This window comes from Actinomycetospora corticicola, assembly GCF_013409505.1.
In the GTDB taxonomy this organism is placed as follows: domain Bacteria; phylum Actinomycetota; class Actinomycetes; order Mycobacteriales; family Pseudonocardiaceae; genus Actinomycetospora; species Actinomycetospora corticicola.
Genome location: NZ_JACCBN010000001.1, coordinates 5,631,783 through 5,651,722, shown reverse-complemented (window position 1 = coordinate 5,651,722; position 19,940 = coordinate 5,631,783). Strand labels below are relative to the sequence as shown.

19 protein-coding genes and 1 pseudogene are annotated in these 19,940 nt (G+C 74.2%); 6 read left to right on the top strand and 14 right to left on the bottom strand.

The window, feature by feature from the left end; translation table 11 throughout:
• Positions 1 to 50: 50 nt before the first annotated feature.
• The 3 genes from BJ983_RS27550 to BJ983_RS27540 all read right to left on the bottom strand — a co-directional run bounded on the left by BJ983_RS27550 (position 51) and on the right by BJ983_RS27540 (position 3,035).
• Positions 51 to 569 carry a YflT domain-containing protein gene (locus tag BJ983_RS27550; protein ID WP_018335213.1) on the bottom strand — a complete coding sequence of 173 codons (519 nt, stop codon included), beginning with the start codon at positions 567 to 569 and terminating at the stop codon, positions 51 to 53.
• Positions 570 to 837: 268 nt separating this feature from the next.
• On the bottom strand, positions 838 to 2,031 hold the full coding sequence (locus BJ983_RS27545; RefSeq protein WP_179796732.1) for an acyl-CoA dehydrogenase family protein: 1,194 nt from the start codon (positions 2,029 to 2,031) through the stop codon (positions 838 to 840).
• A gap of 44 nt (positions 2,032 to 2,075) precedes the next feature.
• Complete coding sequence (locus BJ983_RS27540) at positions 2,076 to 3,035, bottom strand: aldolase/citrate lyase family protein (protein WP_179796731.1); 960 nt, start codon at positions 3,033 to 3,035, stop codon at positions 2,076 to 2,078.
• Positions 3,036 to 3,207: 172 nt separating this feature from the next.
• Between BJ983_RS27540 and BJ983_RS27535 the strand changes: the two genes are divergently transcribed.
• The 3 genes and pseudogenes from BJ983_RS27535 (at position 3,208) to BJ983_RS27525 (ending at position 6,289) form a co-directional block, all read left to right on the top strand.
• Positions 3,208 to 4,518, top strand: a complete 1,311-nt coding sequence (locus tag BJ983_RS27535) for a magnesium transporter MgtE N-terminal domain-containing protein (RefSeq protein ID WP_179798343.1) — start codon at positions 3,208 to 3,210, stop codon at positions 4,516 to 4,518.
• Positions 4,511 to 4,951, top strand: a pseudogene (locus BJ983_RS27530) (DUF1003 domain-containing protein); the annotation flags it as partial. The gene BJ983_RS27535 and the pseudogene BJ983_RS27530, both read left to right, overlap by 8 nt.
• Before the next feature lie 204 nt (positions 4,952 to 5,155).
• Positions 5,156 to 6,289 (top strand): Mrp/NBP35 family ATP-binding protein, encoded by a 1,134-nt coding sequence (locus tag BJ983_RS27525; RefSeq protein WP_179796729.1) that lies wholly within the window; start codon positions 5,156 to 5,158, stop codon positions 6,287 to 6,289.
• A gap of 88 nt (positions 6,290 to 6,377) precedes the next feature.
• Here BJ983_RS27525 and BJ983_RS27520 read toward each other — a convergent pair whose 3' ends face one another.
• Positions 6,378 to 6,854: a GNAT family N-acetyltransferase gene (locus BJ983_RS27520; protein ID WP_218891647.1), complete on the bottom strand. Its 477-nt coding sequence runs from the start codon at positions 6,852 to 6,854 to the stop codon at positions 6,378 to 6,380.
• Positions 6,855 to 6,871: 17 nt separating this feature from the next.
• Here BJ983_RS27520 and BJ983_RS27515 point away from each other — a divergent pair, with 17 nt between their 5' ends.
• A complete protein-coding gene (locus BJ983_RS27515; RefSeq protein ID WP_179796728.1) occupies positions 6,872 to 7,429 on the top strand; it encodes a helix-turn-helix domain-containing protein in 558 nt (185 codons plus the stop codon).
• A 170-nt stretch (positions 7,430 to 7,599) separates the two neighbouring features.
• Here the strand turns inward: BJ983_RS27515 and BJ983_RS27510 are convergent, their stop codons facing one another.
• The 5 genes from BJ983_RS27510 to BJ983_RS27490 form a co-directional block, all read right to left on the bottom strand.
• On the bottom strand, positions 7,600 to 9,057 hold the full coding sequence (locus BJ983_RS27510; RefSeq protein WP_179796727.1) for a lanthionine synthetase LanC family protein: 1,458 nt from the start codon (positions 9,055 to 9,057) through the stop codon (positions 7,600 to 7,602).
• A complete protein-coding gene (locus BJ983_RS27505; RefSeq protein ID WP_179796726.1) occupies positions 9,054 to 10,019 on the bottom strand; it encodes a polysaccharide deacetylase family protein in 966 nt (321 codons plus the stop codon). Before BJ983_RS27505 ends, BJ983_RS27510 begins: the two co-directional genes overlap by 4 nt.
• 4 nt (positions 10,020 to 10,023) lie before the next feature.
• Positions 10,024 to 10,200, bottom strand: coding sequence for a hypothetical protein (locus BJ983_RS27500; protein WP_179796725.1), 177 nt, complete (start codon positions 10,198 to 10,200; stop codon positions 10,024 to 10,026).
• 30 nt (positions 10,201 to 10,230) lie between these two features.
• Positions 10,231 to 11,874 carry a glycosyltransferase family 2 protein gene (locus BJ983_RS27495; RefSeq protein WP_179796724.1) on the bottom strand — a complete coding sequence of 548 codons (1,644 nt, stop codon included), beginning with the start codon at positions 11,872 to 11,874 and terminating at the stop codon, positions 10,231 to 10,233.
• Positions 11,875 to 12,188: 314 nt separating this feature from the next.
• Positions 12,189 to 13,067, bottom strand: coding sequence for a dioxygenase family protein (locus BJ983_RS27490; RefSeq protein ID WP_179796723.1), 879 nt, complete (start codon positions 13,065 to 13,067; stop codon positions 12,189 to 12,191).
• A gap of 79 nt (positions 13,068 to 13,146) precedes the next feature.
• Here BJ983_RS27490 and BJ983_RS27485 point away from each other — a divergent pair, with 79 nt between their 5' ends.
• The gene (locus BJ983_RS27485) at positions 13,147 to 13,635 is read left to right on the top strand and encodes a MarR family winged helix-turn-helix transcriptional regulator (RefSeq protein WP_179796722.1); all 489 of its coding nucleotides are present in this window, start codon (positions 13,147 to 13,149) and stop codon (positions 13,633 to 13,635) included.
• A gap of 6 nt (positions 13,636 to 13,641) precedes the next feature.
• Here BJ983_RS27485 and tatB read toward each other — a convergent pair whose 3' ends face one another.
• The 4 genes from tatB to sigE form a co-directional block, all read right to left on the bottom strand.
• A complete protein-coding gene (tatB, locus tag BJ983_RS27480; RefSeq protein WP_179796721.1) occupies positions 13,642 to 14,130 on the bottom strand; it encodes a Sec-independent protein translocase protein TatB in 489 nt (162 codons plus the stop codon).
• 15 nt (positions 14,131 to 14,145) lie between these two features.
• Entirely contained in the window at positions 14,146 to 15,777 is a 1,632-nt protein-coding gene (locus BJ983_RS27475) for a trypsin-like peptidase domain-containing protein (RefSeq protein WP_179796720.1), read from the bottom strand.
• A gap of 154 nt (positions 15,778 to 15,931) precedes the next feature.
• Entirely contained in the window at positions 15,932 to 16,591 is a 660-nt protein-coding gene (locus tag BJ983_RS27470) for a zf-HC2 domain-containing protein (protein ID WP_179796719.1), read from the bottom strand.
• Positions 16,588 to 17,190, bottom strand: a complete 603-nt coding sequence (gene sigE, locus BJ983_RS27465) for an RNA polymerase sigma factor SigE (RefSeq protein WP_179796718.1) — start codon at positions 17,188 to 17,190, stop codon at positions 16,588 to 16,590. Before sigE ends, BJ983_RS27470 begins: the two co-directional genes overlap by 4 nt.
• A gap of 204 nt (positions 17,191 to 17,394) precedes the next feature.
• Here sigE and BJ983_RS27460 point away from each other — a divergent pair, with 204 nt between their 5' ends.
• A complete protein-coding gene (locus tag BJ983_RS27460) occupies positions 17,395 to 18,384 on the top strand; it encodes an O-methyltransferase (RefSeq protein WP_343054381.1) in 990 nt (329 codons plus the stop codon).
• Positions 18,385 to 18,460: 76 nt separating this feature from the next.
• On the opposite strand, the gene BJ983_RS27455 is transcribed toward BJ983_RS27460, so the two are convergent.
• Positions 18,461 to 19,939: a leucyl aminopeptidase family protein gene (locus tag BJ983_RS27455; RefSeq protein WP_179796717.1), complete on the bottom strand. Its 1,479-nt coding sequence runs from the start codon at positions 19,937 to 19,939 to the stop codon at positions 18,461 to 18,463.
• Between the last annotated feature and the right edge of the window lies 1 nt (position 19,940).

The following is a 19,940-nucleotide window of genomic DNA, read 5'->3' as shown; positions in this document are numbered from 1 at the left end:
GGCCCGCAGGCCTGCCTGACGTGGACCTCGCGACCCGCCGTCGGGACGACCTAGGTCTGCTCGGAACCGATCGCCAGCTTGGCCAGCATGTCGCGGGCCTTCTCGGCGTTGCGGGGCTGGCAGAGGACGTCGTACCGGCCGGCCACGAGCTGGCTCGCCGAGGTGAAGTCCCGCCGCCCGCGCGAGGCGCCGTAGGTGATCGCGCCCGAGACGACACCGAACACGATGCCCATCCCGAGGCCGAGCAGGATCGCGCCGAACGACCCGTTGGCGCTGAACAGCGACAGGATCACGCCGACGAACAGGCCCAGCCAGGCGCCGGACGCCGCGCCGGTCGCGAGGACCCGACCCCACGTCAGCCGGCCGATGACCCGCTCGACGAGCATGAGGTCGACGCCCACGATGGTGACGTCGGCGACCGGGAAGTCGTTGTCGGCGAGGTGGTCGACCGCCCGCTGCGCCTCCTCGTACTTCGCGTACGACCCGATCGGCCAGCCCGACGGCGGCTCGGGCAGGTTCGGCAGCCCGGGGGCGGCCCCGGGACGGTTGCCGAGGAACGGCGCGCTCACGACTGACCTCCGCTGACTGATCGGCCCCGTTTCTCGGGGTCCGCGCATCCTTCCAACGGACGGAACCGGTGGAAAGTGCCCACGCGGAGTGTGTGCCCGCTGACGCGGTCGGCCGAACGGCGCAGCGCCTACGTCCTGACACGAAGAGCCCACTCCGGAGACGACTCGAGGGAGCCACCCGGGCGACCGGGCGACTCCCTCGCGACGACGTGGCGTTCCTGCCACTGGACGACAGCAACGACGCTTCGCTGCCACCCAGGGGCGGGGATCAGCGCAGCTTGTAGTCCTTCAGCAGACCACGGCTGATGATCGTCTTCTGGATCTCCGAGGTGCCCTCACCGATGAGCAGGAACGGCGCCTCACGCATGAGCCGCTCGATCTCGTACTCCTTGGAGTAGCCGTAGCCGCCGTGGATGCGGAACGACTCCTCGGTGACCTCCTTGCAGTACTCGGAGGCGAGCATCTTGGCCATGCCGGCCTCGACGTCGTTGCGCTCGCCGCGGTCCTTCAGGCGGGCCGCGTTGACCATCATGAGGTGGGCCGCCTCGACCTTGGTGGCCATCTCGGCGAGCTTGAACGCGATCGCCTGGTGCTGGGCGATCGGCTTGCCGAAGGTGGAGCGCTGCTGGGCGTACTCGATGCCGAGCTCGAAGGCGCGGATCGCGATGCCGCAGGCGCGGGCGGCCACGTTCACGCGACCGACCTCGACGCCGTCCATCATCTGCGCGAAGCCCTTGCCCGGCAGCTCTCCGAGCACCTGGGTCTGCGGGATGCGGTAGCCGTCGAACACCATCTCGGTGGTGTCGACGCCCTTGTAGCCCATCTTGTCGATCTTGCCGGGGATCGAGAGCCCCTCGGCGACCTTGCCGAACCCGCGCGGCTTCTCCACCAGGAGCGTCGTCAGGTTCTGGTACGGCTTCTCGGCGCCCTCGTCGGTCTTGACGAGCACCGCGGTGAGGGTCGAGGACCCGCCGTTGGTCAGCCACATCTTCGCGCCGTTGACGATGTAGTCGTCGCCGTCGCGGGTCGCCCGGGTCTTGATGGCCGCGACGTCCGAGCCGAGCTCCGGCTCCGACATCGAGAAGGAACCGGTGATCTCCCCGGTCGCCATCTTCGGCAGGTACTTCTGCTTCTGCTCCTCCGTACCGTGGTGGATGAGCATGTAGGCGACGATGAAGTGGGTGTTGATGACACCCGAGACACTCATCCACCCGCGGGCGATCTGCTCGACCGTCAGCGCGTAGGTGGCCAGCGACTCGCCCAGGCCGCCGTACTCCTCCGGGATCATGAGCCCGAAGAGGCCCATCTCCTTCATCCCGTCGACGATCTCCTGCGGGTACTCGTCGGCGTGCTCGAGTTCCTGGGCCTTCGGGATGATCTCCTTGTCCACGTAGTCGCGGACGGTGGAGAGGATCTCCTCCTGGACCTCGGTGAGGCCGGCGGTCTGGGCGAGACGTGCCATGACTGAGTGCTCCTGACGAAGGTTAGTTACCGGCGAGTATGCGCTCAGCTCTCCGGCGGGGTCCAGCGCTCCCCACGGGTCATCCCGGCGGCGCGACCCTTGCCCGCGATGACCAGCGCCATCTTGCGCGAGGCCTCGTCGATCATCTCGTCGCCGATCATCGCCGAGCCCTTCTTGCCCCCCGCCTCGGAGGTGAAGTACTCGTAGGCGTCGAGGATGTTCTCGGCGTGGTCGTAGTCGTCCTGGTTCGGCGAGAAGACCTCGTTCGCCGCGTCGATCTGGCCGGGGTGCAGCACCCACTTGCCGTCGTAGCCGAGCGCCGCGGACCGCTGTGCGACCCGACGGAAGGCGTCGACGTCGCGGATCTGCAGGTAGGGACCGTCGATGGCCTGCAGGTCGTAGGCGCGGGCCGCCATGAGGATCTGCATGTAGATGTAGTGGTAGGCGTCACCCTCGGTGTAGCCCGGGGGCTGCTCGCCGACCACCAGCGACTTCATGTTGATCGACGCCATGAAGTCGGCCGGGCCGAAGACGATGGTCTCCATGCGCGGGGACGCGGCGGCGATCGCGTTGACGTTGGTCAGGCCCAGGGCGTTCTCGATCTGCGCCTCGATGCCGATGCGGCCGACCTCGTAGCCCATGGTCTTCTCGATCTGCGTGAGCAGGAAGTCCAGGGCGTGCACCTGCGCCGCGGTCTGCACCTTCGGCAGCATGATCGCGTCGAGGTTCGCACCGGCGCCCTCGACGACCTCGGTCACGTCGCGGTAGGTCCACTCGGTGGTCCAGTCGTTCACGCGGACGACCCGGGTCTTGCCCTCCCAGCCGCCCTCGTTCAGCGCCGAGACGATCGTCTTGCGGGCGCCCGGCTTGGCCAGCGGCGCGCAGGCGTCCTCCAGGTCGAGGAAGATCTGGTCCGCCGGCAGGGTCCTGGCCTTGTCGATGAACTTCTGGCTCGACCCCGGGACCGCGAGACACGACCGACGCGGACGGTTCTCGACACTCACTCGCACTGACCTCCTCGAAGGCCTCCACCTGTCGTCGTGAAGGCACACGGTTGACCGGGATGTTGACATGCGACGACACCGCTGTCCCGATTCAGGTGAGCACCCTCTCCGCCGCGAGCCGGGAGTGCAACGCCGCTAACCTCAGCGCGTGACCCGTCCCGCCACCACCGCGATGACCAGGGTGTTCGTCGCCCGGATGGTCGGTCTGCCCGTTCTCGGTCCCGACGGCGAGCACATCGGTCGCGTGCGCGACGCGGTGTCCGCCGTCTCGGTCGGTCCGCGACCACCCCGGGTGCTCGGTCTGGTCGTGGGGGTGGGGTCCCGACGGCGGATCTTCGTCCCGATGCTGCGCATCACGGCCATCGACGCCGGGGCGGTGACCCTGACGACGGGGCAGGTCAACCTGCGGCCGTTCGCGCAGCGCCCGAACGAGGTGCTCGTCGTCGGGGAGATGCTCGACGCGGGGGTGCGGATCGTCGACAAGCAGACCGACGCCACCGTCGCCGACGTGCTCATGGAGCACGCCCGCAGCCGTGACTGGCTGATCACGCGGCTGGCGGTCACCGAGCGGCTGGGGGTCCTCGGACGACGGGGCCCGGTGCAGGTGCTGCCGTGGGCGGCGATCAGCGGTCTGTCGCTCGCCGAGGAGGGCCAGGGCACCGAGCAGCTGCTGGCCACGTTCGAGGACATGCGCCCGGCCGACGTCGCGCGGGCCCTGCTCGACCTCCCCACCCGGCGGCGCTTCGACGTGGCCGACGGTCTCGACGACGCGCGGCTCGCCGACGTCCTCGAGGAGCTCCCCAACGACGAGCAGCGCGACCTGCTGCGCCACCTCGCCTCGGAGCGCGCCGCCGACGTGCTCGAGGCGATGGACCCCGACGACGCCGCCGACCTGCTCGCCGACCTGCCCGACCCGGAGTCCGAGCAGCTGCTGGGCCTCATGGAGCCCGAGGACTCGCAGTCGGTGCGCCGCCTGCTCACCTACTCCGCCGACACGGCCGGCGGCATGATGACGCCGGAGCCGATCGTGCTGGCCCCGGACGCGACCGTCGCCGAGGCCCTCGCCCGGGTGCGCAACCCCGACATCACCCCGGCCCTCGCGTCGATGGTGTTCGTCTGCCGACCCCCGTCGGCCACCCCCACCGGGCGCTACCTCGGCTGCGTGCACGCCCAGCGACTGCTGCGCGAGGCTCCGTTCGAGCTGGTCGCGGGCGTGCTCGACGCCGAGCTGACCCGGCTGGACCCGGACGCCTCGCTCACCGAGGTCACCCGCTACTTCGCCACGTACAACCTCGTCTGCGGTCCGGTGATCGACGAGAACGACCACCTGCTCGGCGCGGTCACCGTCGACGACGTCCTCGACCACCTCCTGCCGGAGGACTGGCGGTCCCAGGACCCCGACCCCACGACGACGGGCGGGCTCCGCATCCCGGAGGCCGCCCTCCCGAACCCCGGCGCCGCCAAGGGAGCCCCCCGTGCCTGAGCGTTCCGCCCGTCGGCGACTGGACCAGCCCTCGGGGCCCCAGCGCCGGCTCCGCTTCAACTTCGACACCGAGGCGTTCGGGCGGATGGCGGAGCGCCTCGCCCGCTTCCTCGGCACCGGGACCTACCTGCTGTGGCAGACGGTGTTCGTGATCGTCTGGATCGCGCTGAACCTCGTCGGGATCATCGGCGAGTGGGACCCCTACCCGTTCATCCTGCTCAACCTGGCCTTCTCCACCCAGGCCGCCTACGCCGCGCCGCTGATCCTGCTGGCGCAGAACCGGCAGGACGACCGGGACCGGGTGTCGCTCGACGAGGACCGGGCCCGCGCCCAGCGCACCATCGCCGACACCGAGTACCTCTCCCGCGAGCTGGCCGCGGTGCGTCTCGCCGTCGGGGAGACCGTCACCCGTGACTTCCTGCGCAGCGAGCTCGCCGAGCGCGGCGCCGAGCGGTCCGGCGTCGACCGGGAGACCCAGAAGGCGCTGACCCGCGCGGTCGACAAGTCGCTCGACAAGACGTTGGAGCGGGCCCTCGAGCGCGCGGTGGACAAGGCCGTGGAACGGGCCCTCGGCAGGGTGCTGGAGCACACGGGTCCGTCGAACGGGAGCGTCGGTACCGACACGTAGCATCGGGGTATGGCTGCACCGTCCGTCGAGGCGATCCGCACCGCACTGGGCGGTGTCGAGGACCCCGAGATCCACCGTCCGATCACCGAGCTGGGCATGGTCAAGGACATCCGTGTCCTCGACCACGGCAAGGTCGAGGTCGCGGTCTACCTCACGGTCGCCGGCTGCCCGATGAAGGACACGATCACCAACCGCGTCACCACCGCGGTCTCGGGGGTCTCGGGCGTCAGCGCCGTCGCCGTCGAGCTCGACGTCATGAACGACGAGCAGCGTCGCGAGCTGCGCAAGACCGTCAAGGGCGACGCCGACGAGCCGGTCATCCCCTTCGCCCAGCCCGGGTCGATGACCCGCGTGTACGCCGTGGCGTCGGGCAAGGGCGGGGTCGGCAAGTCCTCGGTGACCGTCAACCTCGCAGCTGCGATGGCCGACAAGGGCCTGAAGGTCGGGGTCGTCGACGCCGACATCTACGGCCACTCCGTGCCCCGGATGCTGGGCACCACCGACCTGCCGACCAAGGTCGACGAGATGATCCTGCCGCCCCAGGCCCACGGGGTGAAGGTCATCTCCATCGGCATGTTCACCCCCGGCAACACCCCCGTGGTGTGGCGTGGCCCGATGCTGCACCGCGCGCTGCAGCAGTTCCTCGCCGACGTCTTCTGGGGCGACCTCGACGTCCTGCTCCTCGACCTCCCGCCCGGCACCGGCGACATCGCCATCTCGGTGGCGCAGCTGATCCCGAACGCCGAGCTGCTCGTGGTCACCACGCCGCAGCAGGCGGCCGCCGAGGTCGCCGAGCGCGCCGGCGCGATCTCCCTGCAGACCCGGCAGCGTCTGGTCGGCGTCGTGGAGAACATGAGCTGGATGGACATGCCCGACGGGTCGCGGATGGACCTGTTCGGCTCCGGCGGCGGGCAGACCGTGGCCGACTCGCTGACCAAGTCGATCGGTTCCGAGGTCCCGCTCCTCGGCCAGATCCCGATCGACACCCGCCTGCGCGAGGGCGGCGACGCCGGGGTGCCGCTGGTGCTCTCCGCGCCGCAGTCCGCCGCGGGCGAAGCGCTGCGCAAGGTCGCCGACCGGCTCACCGTGCGTGCGCGGGGCCTCGCCGGGATGTCGCTGAACATCTCGCCCGCCGGCCGCTAGGCCCCGGGACGTCAGCGGTGGCACGCGGCTGACGACCGACGTCAGCGGTGGCACACGGCTGACGCCCGACGTCAGCCGCGCGCCACGCTCAGAGGTCGCGCTGCATCCACGCGACGTCGTGCCACGCGTCGAACTTCCACCCCACGCGCGGGAACGTGCCCACGGGCGCGAACCCGAGCGCGGCGTGGAGGCCGATGCTCGCCTCGTTCGGCAGCGTGATGCCGGCCGCGGCCCGGACGTAGCCACGGTCCCGGAGCCTCCCGAACAGCTCCTCGTACAGCGAGCGGCCGGCACCGGTCCGTCGGCGACCCGTCTCGAGGTAGACGCTGACACCGCACGTGTAGCGGTAGGCGTGCCGGTCGTTGAACGACCCGGCGTAGGCGTACCCCACGACCCGGCCGGCGTCCTCGCCCACCAACCACTCGTGCGCGGCCGCCATGCGCTCGGCCATGGTCCCGGGCGACGGCGGGTGCTCCTCGAAGCTGATGACGGTGTCCCGGACGTACGGGGCGTAGATCGTGGCGCACGCCGCGGCGTCGTCCACTCCTGCGTCTCGGATGGTCAGCACGGTTGGCCACTATAGTGGCCGCCGTGGATCTGACGACCTCGCTCGCCGCCGTCGTCCGCGAACGGCGATGGGAGCGTGACCTCACGGTCCGCGCGCTCGCCGACCGCACCGGGGTCTCGCGCGCGATGATCGCCAAGGTCGAGGCGGGTGAGGCCCAGCCCACGGCAGCGCTGCTCGGCCGGTTGTCCGGGGCGCTCGGGCTGAGCCTCTCGCAGCTCGTCGCCCGCGCGGAGGGCGACGGCCGCGTCTCCCGGCGGGCCGAGCAGCCGACCTGGACCGACCCGACGTCGGGATACGTGCGGCGGGCGGTCTCCCCGCGGGCCGGGGGTGACCTCGAGCTCGTCGAGGTCACGATGCCGCCCCGTGCGGAGGCCGGGTTCGCCGCCGACACCTACACGTTCCTGCGCCACCGGATCTGGGTGCTCGAGGGCGTGCTGGAGTTCGTGGAGGGAACGACCGTGCACCGCCTCGAGGCCGGCGACTGCCTCGAACTCGGGCCTCCCGTCGACTGCGTCTACCGCAATCCGGACGACGGGCCGGTGCGCTACCTCGTGGCGGTCACCCGGCGTTGACCGACGCGGCGAGGTGCACATCAGGCAGGTTCGGAGCCGTCGGAACCTGCCCCACGTACACCTCGCGGCGGGCCGCCGACCGGCCGCGTCCGCGAGGTCGACATGAGGCAGGCTCCGAGCTCCCGGAACCTGCCTGACGTACACCTCGCGGACAGGGCGCGGACGGCAGCTCAGCGCAGGGGCACCAACGGCGGCTGCATGCCCGGACTGTCGACCGGGCCGCCCGACATCCGGGCGAGGAACGCGAGGATGCCCGCCGAGCCCCAGTGCCAGGACGGCTCGCCCAGCAGTTGCGGCCGACCGTCGGTGACGTTGGACGGCCACGTGCCGTCGGGCCGCATCGAGGCGGCGAGCCAGCGCTGCGCGTCGACCGCGGCGTCGCGGTAGACCGCCTCCCCCGTCACCCGGCCCAGCGTGTCGAGGTACCACCCGGTCCCGGCCGCGCCGGAGTTGGTGGAGAGGTGGCTGATCGGGCTGCCCTCGAACTCGGGCCACGAGACGCCGCCGCCGTCACGGGTCTGCCCGACCGCGAGCAACCAGCGTCCGGCCGCCTCCGCCCGTGCGCGGTGCCCGTCGTCGTCGAGGATCTCCGCGGCCTGCAGCGACACCCAGCCGATGCCCGCGGCGCCCTCCTCCATGCCGGTCGCGCGCCGCGGGTTGCCGGGCGCGCCCTCCGGGTCGACCCAGATCGGCCACGTCGAGCCACCGGCCGCGGGCACGGCGGTGCGGTCGAGGAAGTCCAGGGCCCGCTCCGCGCCGTCGCGCCAGCGCTGCTCGCCGGTGGCCTGGTGGAGCCGCAGGAACGTGAAGGCCGCGCCCGCAGCGCCGGAGAGGAAGCCGGTGTTGCGGGCGGGCTGGTCGGCGCGCTCGGGCATCCCGCCGTCGGGACCCTGCTGGGAGAGCAGGTAGGCGCCACCGCCCGCGGCGTACGCGGCGAGGCGCCGGTCGCCGGTGCGGTCGGCCAGCACGCTCAGCGCGTAGACGATGCCGGCCTGCCCCTCCCCCATGCCGTTGCGGTACGACGGCGGGCCGTCGTCGCTCCAGGCCCACCGGCACACCTGCGGGCACGCCGGGGCGCCGGGCACGTCCTCCGCGCGCTCCACCAGCCACGCCGTGGCCGCCCGGGCCGCGTCGCGGTAGCGCGGCTCGTCGAGGCGCTCCCCCGCCGTCCAGAGCAGGTCGGCGACGCCCGCCGCCCCGTCGTCGTAGGAGGAGTACGCGTAGCCGGCGACGCCGTCGGGGTCGACGTAGTCGGGGAACCGACCGGCGCCGCGCTGGGCGGCGACGAGGAAGTCGGCGGCGTCGCGGACGGTGTCGAGGGAGCGGTCGCGGACCGAGCCCTCGGGCGCACCCTCGGCGACGGCGAGCAGGCCCGCGGCGATCCCGGCGACCCCGACGTCCCGGTCGACCTGGCGGTGCGGCGCCTGGATCACGCTCGGCCACGCGCTCCCGCCCGAGGGGCCGGACTCCGCCGTCGCGATCAGGGCGTCGAGGCCCCGCGCCACGTCGGCGGGCACGGCGGCCGCAGCGGGACTCGGGGCCGGGTCGGCCCCGGGCCCGCTCGACGACCCCGACGCGCAGCCCACGGCCAGGGCCAGGACCGCCACGAGCACCAGGACGCGCGTCACGGGGCGACCACGGCGGTCTCCTCCGACCCGTTCGGCCGACCCGTCGGGACCACGACCCCGAACTCCAGGCCCTTGTCGCGCACCGCGTCGATCGCGCGGGGCAGGTACTCCCACTGCGCGCCGGCGCACGAGATGGCGTCCCCGCCGTCGTGGAGCAGGATCACCGCGTCGCCGCGGGCCTCGGTCACCACGAGCCGGGTCACCGCGTCCGCGCCCGGGCACTCGAAGTCACCCTTGAGGGTGGAGAGCCAGTCCCACCCGACGCCACCGACGAGACGCCGCTCGGCGAGCACCGCGTCGGCCACCGGGGAGGCCTCGCCGAACGGGTAGCGCCACATCGTCGGGCGCACGCCGAGTTCGCGGGTCAGCGCCTCCTCGCCGCGGACGATCTGGTCGCGGGCCCGCGCCTGGTCGAGGTCGGGGAAGTACACGTGCTCGTAGGAGTGCAGCGCGATCACGTGGCCCTCCGCCTGCGCACGGCGCGCGATCCCGGGGTGCTTCTCGACCTGGTCGCCCTGGAAGAAGAACGTCGCCTTCGCGCCCTTCGCCTTCAGCACGTCGAGGACGTACGGGGTGAGCTCCGGGGTCGGGCCGTCGTCGAAGGTCAGCGCCACGAGCGGGGTCGCGGGCGTGATCCGCGTCGGGGTCCGGGCGCGGTCGGCGGCGGTGGGCTCGTAGCGGGGCCCGACCACGCTGACCTCCTGCACCGACGAAGCCGACGGGGCCGCCTCCGCGGTGGCCTCGTCGGCGCCGGCGAGCCAGGTCGCGAACCCGGCCACGCCGCTGCCGAACAGCACCACCAGCACCCCGACCACCACGAGGGTGTGACGTCGACGGGTGTCGAAGCCCGCGCCCCGCCGTCGTCGGGACCGGTCGGTGGCCGCCGCGAGCGCGGCGGCGCCGAGCAGGGTCGTCTCGGTGGACGAGGGGTCGTCCCCCCGCCGTCGTCGTCGTCCCGCCACGCGCTCAGTGGAAGCGGCGGGCGCCGCGCCGGGCGATGCGGACGAGCAGCATGAGCGTGAAGGCCACGGTCACGCCGGTGAGGATCATCGCGATCGCGCTGACCCCCTGGGACGCGGCCAGCGCGAGGCCGGTGGCGCCGCCGGTGACGCCGCTGGTCAGGTACAGGGACTCGCCGTACATCGGGGACCTCTCGGTGGGGAGCGAGGGGGACTACCAGGCCTGGCGCCTGGCGAACAGACAGCGCCACGCGGCGACGACCGCGCAGAACTCCAGGAAGAAGCCGTACAGGTCCTCGACGACGAGCACGGCCACGAGCGCGACGTCCTGCACGCTCCGTCCGGGCAACCGCCACATCGAGGTGACCCGCTCCAGCCACATCACGCCGAGCGGGATGAGCCCGACCAGCGCGTACCGGAACGGGACCGCGTGCGTGATCATCAGGACGATCATCGTGATGAACAGGACGCGGAAGAACACACTGAGCACGAACAGCCCGTAGGACGCGATGTCGCGCCGGGTGGCCGGGATCCAGCCGCGCTTGAGGCACTCGTCCATCCCGCCGCGGCCCCAGCGCAGCCGCTGCACCCACAGTTCGCGGAACGTCCGCGGCGGCTCGGTGAGCACGTGCGCGTCGCGGGCGGCGCCGACCTTCCAGCCCGCGGTCTTGAGGTCGAGGGTGAGGGCGTAGTCCTCGATGAGCGACGAGCCGTCCCACGGACCGGCGTTCCGGTGGACCGCAACCTCGTCGAGCGCCTGGCGCCGGTACATCGCGGCCGCCCCGCTCGCGACGCTGACCCGCCAGCTCCGCAGCTCCCGCAGGTCGTCGTAGCGGCTGTACTCGAGGCGCTGCAGCCGCCACGCGAGCCCGCGGCCGGGCGCGGCCCAGTAGCGCGCGCAGACCCCGCCGAGCATCGTGTCCGCCCGCAGCTCGGCGGCCATCGCGGCGGCGCACCCGGGGCGCAGCACGGTGTCGGCGTCCATCGTCAGGACGAGGTCCGCGTCGCGTGCGGCGCGGCGCCAGCCCTCGTTGAGGGCGCCCGCCTTCTTCTCGGTGTTGCCCTCGGTCTCGATGACCGTCACCGGGTAGCGGCGGGCGATCTCGACGGTGCGGTCGGTGCAGTTGTCGGCCACCACGACGATCCCGGCGATCTCCAGCCACTCCGGCGTCTCCTGCGCCAGCAGGCCCTCGACGGTGTCGGCGATGCCTGCCTCCTCGTCGTGCGCGGGGACGAGGACGACGAGGCTGGTCACGCCCGTCGCCGTCCGCCCTTCCCGACGACGGGTTCCGGCGGCGGCCGCGGTCGGGCGCGGCGCCGCGGTGGGCCGCGGGGCCGGGGGCGTGGAGGTGGCCGTCGCCGTCTCGCGCGGAGCCGGGGACGGCGTCCGCCGGGCGGGTGCGGCCGGCGTGGGTGCGGCCGGCGTGGGTGCGGGCGCACCGGCCGTCGGACGAGGTGCCGGGGAGGGCGTCCGGCGGGCGGGCGCGGTCGGCATCGGGGCCGACGGCGCGGGCGCGGCCGAGGTCGGGACCGACGGCGCGGGCGCTTCCGGGGCGGGCGCGGCGACCGCGTGGCGGGCCGGTCGGCCGGTCCGGTCGGCGCGGCGGGGCCCCGGCGTCGGGCGGGTGGCGTGGCGTCGCGTGGGCGGGGCGCTGGCGGTGGTGGTGGTGGCGGCGGCCTCGAGGGCCTGCGCGGTGACGGCGGGCAGGGGCCCGGACCCGGCGCGCGCGCCCGGGATGCGGCCGGCCGCCACCGGCGCGGGGAACCGCGTGGTGGGTGCCTCTTCGTCCTCGAGCTGCGCGGCGAGGAGCTGGGCGACCGTGATCCGCGGGCTGTGACCCGGACGGGCGCGTCTCATGCCACCGGTCGGAGCATCGAGCAGCGTCGTGGACGCGCGATGCCCTCCCTCAGCCTGACGCATGGTGTCTCCCGACCGACTCGTCACTCCATCGGCATCGCCCGATCGATGCCGATATGTCCATTACCGTCACGGACCGTCCGAGTGTTACACCACTATCACGGTTTGGCCACGGATGTACGGGTCGTCACCATCGCGAAGTTCAGGCGCTTGCGCCGCACGACGAGGAGGCGTCGTCCGTCCGGCCGCGGGAGGACGACGAGCGGGCCGGGTGACGCGCCGACCGGCGCGCCCCGACCCGCCGTCGGGAAGGATCAGGCGAGCGAGAAGGAGCGCCGGGAGAGGCCCCACATCATCCCGTCGATCTCGGTGCGCACCGGCGCCTCGGGATCGGTCGCCGCGCCGAGGGCGACGAAGAGCGGGACGTAGTGCTCGGCCGTCGGGTGCGCGTAGGGCATCCCCGGCGCGTCGCGGAAGCGGCGGAGCTCCTCGACGTCCCCGCGGGCGAGGGCGTCGGACACCCAGGCGTCGAAGTCGTCGGTCCAGCCCGGCACGGCGTCGCCGCGCAGCATGTCGCGGGTGAGGAAGGGCAGGCCGTGGGTCATGAACCCGGACCCCACGACGAGCACACCCTCGTGGCGCAGTTCGCGCAGCCGGGCGCCGATGCGCATGAGCCGCTCGGGGTCCTCGTCGGGCATCGAGACCTGCAGCACCGGGACGTCGGCGTTCGGGTACATCACCGACAGCGGCACCCAGGCGCCGTGGTCGAGCCCGCGGGCCGACCGGTGGACCTCCTCGGTCCCGTTCCCGAGCAGGCCCGCCACCCGGTCGGACAGCGCCGTCGCGTCGGGCGTCGCGTAGGTCATCGTGTAGTAGCGCGGGGCGAAGCCGCCGAAGTCGTACACCAGCGGCGTGCCCTCGTCCGGGGCCGACAGCGTCAGCGGCGCCGACTCCCAGTGCGCCGAGACGATGACGATCGCCCGCGGCTGCGGCATGCGGTGCGCCCAGCCGAAGAGGTCACGCATCCACCCGCCGTCGTCGTAGAGCGGCGGTGCGCCGTGCGAGAGGTAGATCGCCGGCATCGGACCGTCGGCCGGGGTCCACGGTCGACGACCCGAGGCGGTGTCCCGGGCCGGGCCGATGAAGGCGTCGAAGGCGGCGCCGGGGGCGGCCGTGTCGAACGGGGAACTCATGACGGGACTCCTGGTGCGCGGTGGTTCGGGCACCGACGCTACACGTGCACAGTTGAAGCATCAAGTGTAGCGTAGGGCCATGGCCGACTGGTTGACCGCGGAGGAACAGCGGGCGTGGCGACGCACCGCCGCGATGTTCACCCTGCTCCCCGCCGCGCTGGACGCGCAGCTCCAACGGGACGCCGGGCTCACCCAGTTCTCGTACCTGGTGCTGGCCATGCTCTCCGAGACCCCGGGCCGGACGATGCCGATGAGCGAGCTGGCCTCGATGGTCAGCTCGTCGCTCTCCCGGCTCTCGCACGTGGTGTCGCGGCTGGAGAAGCAGGGCTGGGTCGCGCGGGAGCCCTGCGAGGACAACGGCCGCGTGACGATGGCCCGGCTCACCGACGCCGGGTGGGACAAGGTGGTCGCGGCAGCCCCCGGGCACGCCGCCGAGGTGCGACGGCTGGTCATCGACGCGGTGGGCCCCGACCACATCGCCGACCTGGACGAGATCACGGGCGCCATCCTCCGACGGCTCGACCCCGGGGGGAAGATGCGCGCCAACCCGCTGAGCAACGGCTGCTGACCGCCGTCAGGTGGCGTCCGGGTCGAACGGCGCCGCCTCGCCCGGCGCGAGCGGGACCGCGCGGTCGGACTGGCCCTTCACGACGCCGCCGGCGCCGGCGGCGGGCAGCCCGTAGCTCGAGGCGTGCGAGCCGGTCACCCCGGCCGCGCCGTTCGTCCCGGCGGAGCCGTGCACGGCCGGTGGTGGGGTGTCGGCCGGCGTCGCGGCGCCCGTCCACGTCCCGTCCTGCACCGGCTCGAGCAGGGACCGGCGCACCGCGGCCCGCGGGTCCATGTTGCGGATCTGACGCAGGTCCTCGAGCGGCTTGCGGAACTCGTCGAACTCCGGGCCGATCTCGTTGCGCAGCTGGTCGCGGGCGCCCGCCGCGTACTCGCGCACCGTCCGCATGGTGTCGGCGACCCACCGGATCGCCCCGGGCAGCCGTTCCGGGCCCAGCACGAACAGCCCGATCAGCGCGAGGACGAGGATCTCGCCCCACCCGACGCTCTCGAACACCCGGCCCTCCCGGCCCTACAGCTGCGCCTGCAGCGACAGGGGTCGCCCACCGCGGACCACCCCGAGGGTCACCGTGTCCCCGGGACGGTGCTCCCGGATCGCGACGACCAGCTCGTCCGACGAGGCTATCGGGCGCTCGTCCACGCGGGTGATCACGTCACCCTCCAGCACCCCGGCGCGGGACGCGGGGCCGCCCTGGACGACGTTGAGCACCTGCGCCCCGTCCGAGGCCCCGTCGGTCACCGACTTCGCGTTCACCCCGAGGTCGGTGTGCGCGAAGGACCCGGTGCGGATGAGGGACTCCGCGATCACCCGGACGTCGTCGATCGGGATCGCGAACCCGAGGCCGATGGACCCGCCCTGCCCCGAGGAGTCGCTGCCGCCGAGCGTGCGGATGGCGGTGTTGATCCCGACGACGGCGCCGGTCGAGTCGACGAGCGCCCCGCCGGAGTTGCCGGGGTTGATCGCGGCGTCGGTCTGGATCGCGTCGATCACCGGGTTCACGTTCGCGGTCTCGGCGTCGAGCCGCACGGGCCGGCGCAGGGAGCTGACGATGCCGGTGGTGACCGTGCCGGCGAGCCCGAGCGGGGAGCCGATCGCGATGACGCCGTCGCCGACGCGCAGGTCGGCCGAGCGACCGAGCTGGGCGACGACGGGGTCGGCCACGTTCACCTTGATGACCGCGATGTCGGTCTGCGGGTCGCGTCCGACGATCTGCGCCGGCGCGCGCGCCCCGGAGGCGAACACCGCCTCGAGCGTGGCGCGCGGGTCGGTCGCGGCCAGGGACACGACATGGTTGTTGGTGACGATGTCGCCGCGCGGGTCGACGACGACGCCCGACCCGGTGCCGCCGGTGGTGCCGGACCGGACCTCGATCGAGACGACGGCGGGCAGGACCCGGCCGGCGACGTCGGCCACCGACCCGGCGGGCCGTTCCTTCCCGGCGTCGACCTGGGCGAGCGTGGCCCCGGGGTCGACGATCGTGTCCGTGCCCTCGGCCGTGAGGTGGCCGACGACCCCGCCGACGGCCCCGACCAGCAGGGCCAGCACGGCGAGCAGCACCAGGGCGCTCGGGGCGACCCGGCGGCCGAAGAGCAGCTCGCGGGCCGACAGCCGGGGGCCGGAGGCCCGTCGGTCGGGCGCCGGACCGGCGTCGCGGACGGCCGGGGCGCCCAGCTCGACGGTGGCGTCGGGGTTGCGCCACGGGTCGCGCTCGGCCTCCCGGCCCGCCCAGAGGTACTCGGGGGTGTCCGTGGGGCCGGCGGGCGTCTCGCGGGGACGCTGCAGCGGTTCGGCGACGTCGGTGGGACGCCCGAAGGCGCTCGCCAGTGCGACCGACGGCTCGCGGGACGCCGGGGGCGTCTGGGTGTCCCGGGAGTCGCCCGGCGGGCGCCCGGCGAAGGACCCCGCCGCGCCGGCGGGCCGGCCGAAGTCGGCGGCGAGGTCGGCCTGGCGGTGCTCGTTCCCGGGAGCGGCCGAGGCGCCGTGACCGTTGGTCCGGCCGTTCCCGTCGGTCCCCGGGCGCCCGTGGAGGTCACTGCCGTTCACGTCGTGCCCGGCGTGCTCGTCGTCGGGCGCCGCGGGCGCCGGGTCCGGGCGCGCCTCGGGGCGCTCCGTCGTCGCGTTCCGCGACCAGGGGCTGCTCATGGGTGCGCTCTCGTCGACGACGGCGCCGACGCCGGCCGGGGGCCGGGAGTGATCGAGCGCGCGCGGTGGGTGGTCATCGTCCTGCCACGGTAGAGCGCGGACGACTCCCGGGGCGACACCACCCGATCCTGCGGGTCGGTCGGTGAAGGACCGGTCAGGACGACGGGCGCGCCCGGGTGGCGTCACCCGGTGCTGCGGGAGGCGTGGTGGCGCTCGTCGGGGTGGCCGCACGGGCCACCGCGTCCTGCACGACGGCCCCGGCGACGGCGTTGCCGCGCTCCCCCACGGCGGGCACGGCCGCCGTCAACGACGCGGCCGCGTCGGGCGCGCGCCCGGGCGCCGGGACCGCGGGGGCACCTGCCGCCAGGACCGGCGCCGCCACGGCGGCCGCCCCGGCCACGAGGCCGGACGCGACGACCGCCGGGAGGACCCGTCGTCGGGAACGCGGGCGACGACCACCGCGGCGACCGTGCCGGGCCGGCGGCGCTTCGGCGGGCACGACGAAGCGGCCCTCGGCGTCCAGCCCGAGCCCGGCGGGGACCTCGGGCAGCTCGGCGTGGTCGGGGATGTTGCGCAGCGACGTCAGCAACGAGGAGGGGACGCCGGGGCAGTCGGCGGCGCGGAGCCGACGGCGGGCCTGACGTTGCGCGCCCACCTCGCCCGCACAGCTCGGGCAGTGGTCGACGTGGGCGGCGGCGCGGCCCGCGGCGGCCTCGCCCAGCTCGCCGTCGACGAAGGCGACCACGGCGTCCAGCGTGAGGTGCCCGGAGTCGGACCAGCGCGACCAGGGCGTTCCCCCGGCGCGGCCGATCACGTCAGCGCTCCCGTCCGCCCCGCGTCACCACGACGACGCTCCAGCGCACTGCGGAGGGCCTGTCGGCCCCGGTGGATTCGACTGCGCACGGTCCCCAGTTTGACATCCAGGGTGGCCGCGATCTCCTCGTACGAGAGACCTTCCACGTCACAGAGCACGACGGCCGCGCGGAACTCCGGCGCGAGCTCGTCGAGGGCGCCCTGCAGGTCGGGGTCGAGGTGGGCCTCCGAGAAGACCTGCTCGGGGTCCGGGCCACCGCCGGGGAGCCGGTCGGTGTCCTCCGGGAGACCCTCCATCCGCAGGCGACCGCGACGCCGCACCATGTCGAGGAAGAGGTTCGTGGTGATGCGGTGCAGCCAGCCCTCGAAGGTGCCCGGCTTGTAGGCGGCGAGGGAGCGGAACACCCGGATGAACGTCTCCTGGGTGAGGTCCTCGGCGTCGTGCGCGTCGCCGGTCAGCCGGTAGGCGAGGCGGTACACGCGGTCGGCGTGCTCGCGCACGACGTCGTCCCAGGACGGCGGCGTCCAGGCCTGCGCCTCGTCGGTGCCCGGAACGTGCCCCTCGAGGTGGTCGGGGCGCGCGGCGAGCGTCTCGGTCATGGGTTCACTCTCTCCGTCGGTCATGACACGCGGGTGAGCGTCGTCTGAGAGGGCGCTGAGGAACGGCGCCGAGCCGCGCGACCGTCGTCACTCCGGCGGGCGGCACCATCCGGACGCGTGCGGCGCGGCGCGGCGATCGGGCGGGTCTCCCGATCTAGCCTGGGCCGCGTGGGTGAGGACGGGGGACTCGAGGGGACACGACGCGTGCGCACGCTCCGGGTCGTCGGCACCGATCCGGTCACGCCCCACCCTCCCGTCCCGCCGCCGGCGGCCGCGCCGCCCACGGGTCGGACGCCGGTCCGGACCTCCGATGACGCCACCCGCCGCAGCGCCCACCGACCGGGTCGCAGCACCGCGCGCATCCCGGTCTACCCGCGCGTGCCCACCGGCCCGCTACGCCTGCCGAGCACGTCGTTCGCCGGCCGTCCGCGCCCGACCGAGGACGAGGCCGCCACCACCCCGCAGCCCCTGCCGCGGCTGATGCCCGCGGGACCTCTTCCCGACGCCGGGACGGGGCCGGTCGCGCCGGGTCCGGTCGACGTCGAGGACGTCGACGAGGGCGCCGGTGAGCGCGAGCGCCTGCGGGCCCGCGCCGAGCACTTCAGCGCGGAGGACGAGGTCCTCGCGGCCGCGCGGGAGCGCGCACTGGAGCACGGCATCGTCCCGGTCGGGGTCGGTGCCGCCGCGGCCCTGACCTTCCTCGCCTCGTCCGGCCGGGCCCGCGCCGTCGTCGAGATCGGCACCGGCGCCGGGGTCGGCACCGTGAGCCTGCTGCGGGGGATGCCGCGCGAGGGCCTGTTGACCAGCATCGACACCGAGGTGGCGCACCAGCGACTCACCCGGATCACCTGCGCTGAGGCGGGCTTCGGGTCGGGCCGGGTGCGGATGATCACGGGGCGGGCGCTCGAGGTGCTCCCCCGGCTCTCCGACGCCGCCTACGACCTCGTGCTCGTCGACGCCGCGACCGTCGAGTACCCGCTCTACCTCACCGAGGCGATCCGCCTGCTCCGCCCCGGCGGCGTGGTCGTGCTCGACAACGTCTGCTGGACCGGCCGCGTCACCGACCCCGCCCGCCGGGACGCCATCTCCGCGGCACTGCGCGAGACGGTGCGGATGGTGCGCACCGACGAGCGCCTCGCCCCGCTGCTGCTGCCCCTGTCCGACGGGCTGCTCTGCGCCTCGCTGCTGGGCTGATCGGCGGAGCCCACCGCTGCACGAACGGCACTCTCGCACCGTCTGGGCGCGCGAGAGTGCCGCTCGTTCAGGAGGGTCAGGCGTGGCGGGCGCAGAACTCGACGAGCGTGCGCGCCGCGAAGCCGGTCGCACCCTTGGCGACCTCCTCGTGCGGGGAGTCGCAGCGGGCGGGGCCGGCGATGTCGAGGTGCGCCCACGGGACGTCGCCGACGAAGCGCCGCAGGAACAGGGCCGCCACGATGCCGCCCGGCCCCGGTGGGGCCTGCCGGACGTCGGCCAGCTGGGAGTCGACGTCCGCGTCGTGGCCCGCGGTCAGCGGCACGCGCCACCACGCCTCGCCGGTCGACTCCCCCGCGGCCACGAGGCCGGTGGCGAGGTCGTCCGTCGTCGCGAACAGGCCCCCGGTACGGACCCCGAGGGCGACCTTCATGGCGCCGGTCAGCGTCGCGACGTCCACGACGACGTCGGGCGCCAGCGTGGCCACCGCGTAGCCCAGCGCGTCGGCCAGCACCATGCGGCCCTCGGCGTCGGTGTTGGTCACCTCGGTGGTGCGCCCGTCGTAGTGGCGCACCACGTCGCCGGGCCGGTAGGCCGAGCCGGAGACGTGGTTCTCCGCGAGCGGCACCAGCCCGGTCACCCGGACCGGCAGGTCCAGCGCGGCGACCGCGCCGAGGGCGCCGACGACGGCGGCCCCACCCGAGCAGTCCGTGCGCATGTCGGCCATGCCCGCGTTCGGCTTGATCGAGATGCCGCCGGTGTCGAACGTGATGCCCTTGCCGACGAGGACGACGTGCGTCGTCGCCCCGGCCGGTGACCAGGTGAGCTCGAGGAACCGCGGGGGACGTGACGACCCGCCGCCGACGGCGAGCACGCCCCCGAAACCCTGCTCGGCGAGCCACTGCTCGTCGCGCACCACCGCCTCGACGCCCTCGGCCAGGGCATCCAGTGCGTGGTCGGCGAACCAGGCGGGCGACTTCGCCCCGGACGGGCTGTCGGCGAGGTCGCGGGCGACGGCGGTGGCGCCGGCGAGCACGAGCGCGCGCTCGACGGCGGGCCGCTCCTCCTCCGGGACCTCCACCGTGACCCGGGGTGGCGCGGCCGGCGCCGACGACTTGACCGCGAACCGGTGCGACCCGAGCAGCAGCCCCGTGGCGACGGACGGCCAGTCGGGGGACACCCCGGCCTCGGGGACCACGTGCACCCGCGCCGGGCCGTCCTCCGCCCCGAGCAGCGCACCGGGCTCGGACCGGCCGGACGCGACCCGGACGGCGGCCGCCCCCGCGCCCCGCCAGTCCTTCGCCGCACCGGCTCCGGCGCCGACCAACCAACGGCCCACGCCGTCCTCCGGGGCGAGCGCGGCGACGGCCCCGGCGGAGGGCAGCCACCCGCTGGGGGCGTCGGCGGGCGGGCCGGCGTCGTCGCCGGTCCGGCACAGGCGCACCACGGCCGCCCCGGACGACCCCGCGCCGGGGTCGACGAGACGGATCTCCGCGAGCGGGGTCGGCAGCGTCGGCGCGGCGAAGGGCACCGGGGACCGCGGGGGCGAGGTGGTCACC

Bases quoted from the DNA above. Each gene is read 5' to 3' on its own strand.
- BJ983_RS27545 (WP_179796732.1), bottom strand. From the start codon at position 2,031: ATGGCACGTCTCGCCCAGACCGCCGGCCTCACCGAGGTCCAGGAGGAG.
- BJ983_RS27535 (WP_179798343.1), top strand. From the start codon at position 3,208: ATGACCAGGGTGTTCGTCGCCCGGATGGTCGGTCTGCCCGTTCTCGGT.
- BJ983_RS27525 (WP_179796729.1), top strand. From the start codon at position 5,156: ATGGCTGCACCGTCCGTCGAGGCGATCCGCACCGCACTGGGCGGTGTC.
- BJ983_RS27500 (WP_179796725.1), bottom strand. From the start codon at position 10,200: ATGTACGGCGAGTCCCTGTACCTGACCAGCGGCGTCACCGGCGGCGCC.
- BJ983_RS27495 (WP_179796724.1), bottom strand. From the start codon at position 11,874: ATGAGACGCGCCCGTCCGGGTCACAGCCCGCGGATCACGGTCGCCCAG.
- BJ983_RS27490 (WP_179796723.1), bottom strand. From the start codon at position 13,067: ATGAGTTCCCCGTTCGACACGGCCGCCCCCGGCGCCGCCTTCGACGCC.
- BJ983_RS27485 (WP_179796722.1), top strand. From the start codon at position 13,147: ATGGCCGACTGGTTGACCGCGGAGGAACAGCGGGCGTGGCGACGCACC.
- BJ983_RS27475 (WP_179796720.1), bottom strand. From the start codon at position 15,777: ATGAGCAGCCCCTGGTCGCGGAACGCGACGACGGAGCGCCCCGAGGCG.
- sigE (WP_179796718.1), bottom strand. From the start codon at position 17,190: ATGACCGAGACGCTCGCCGCGCGCCCCGACCACCTCGAGGGGCACGTT.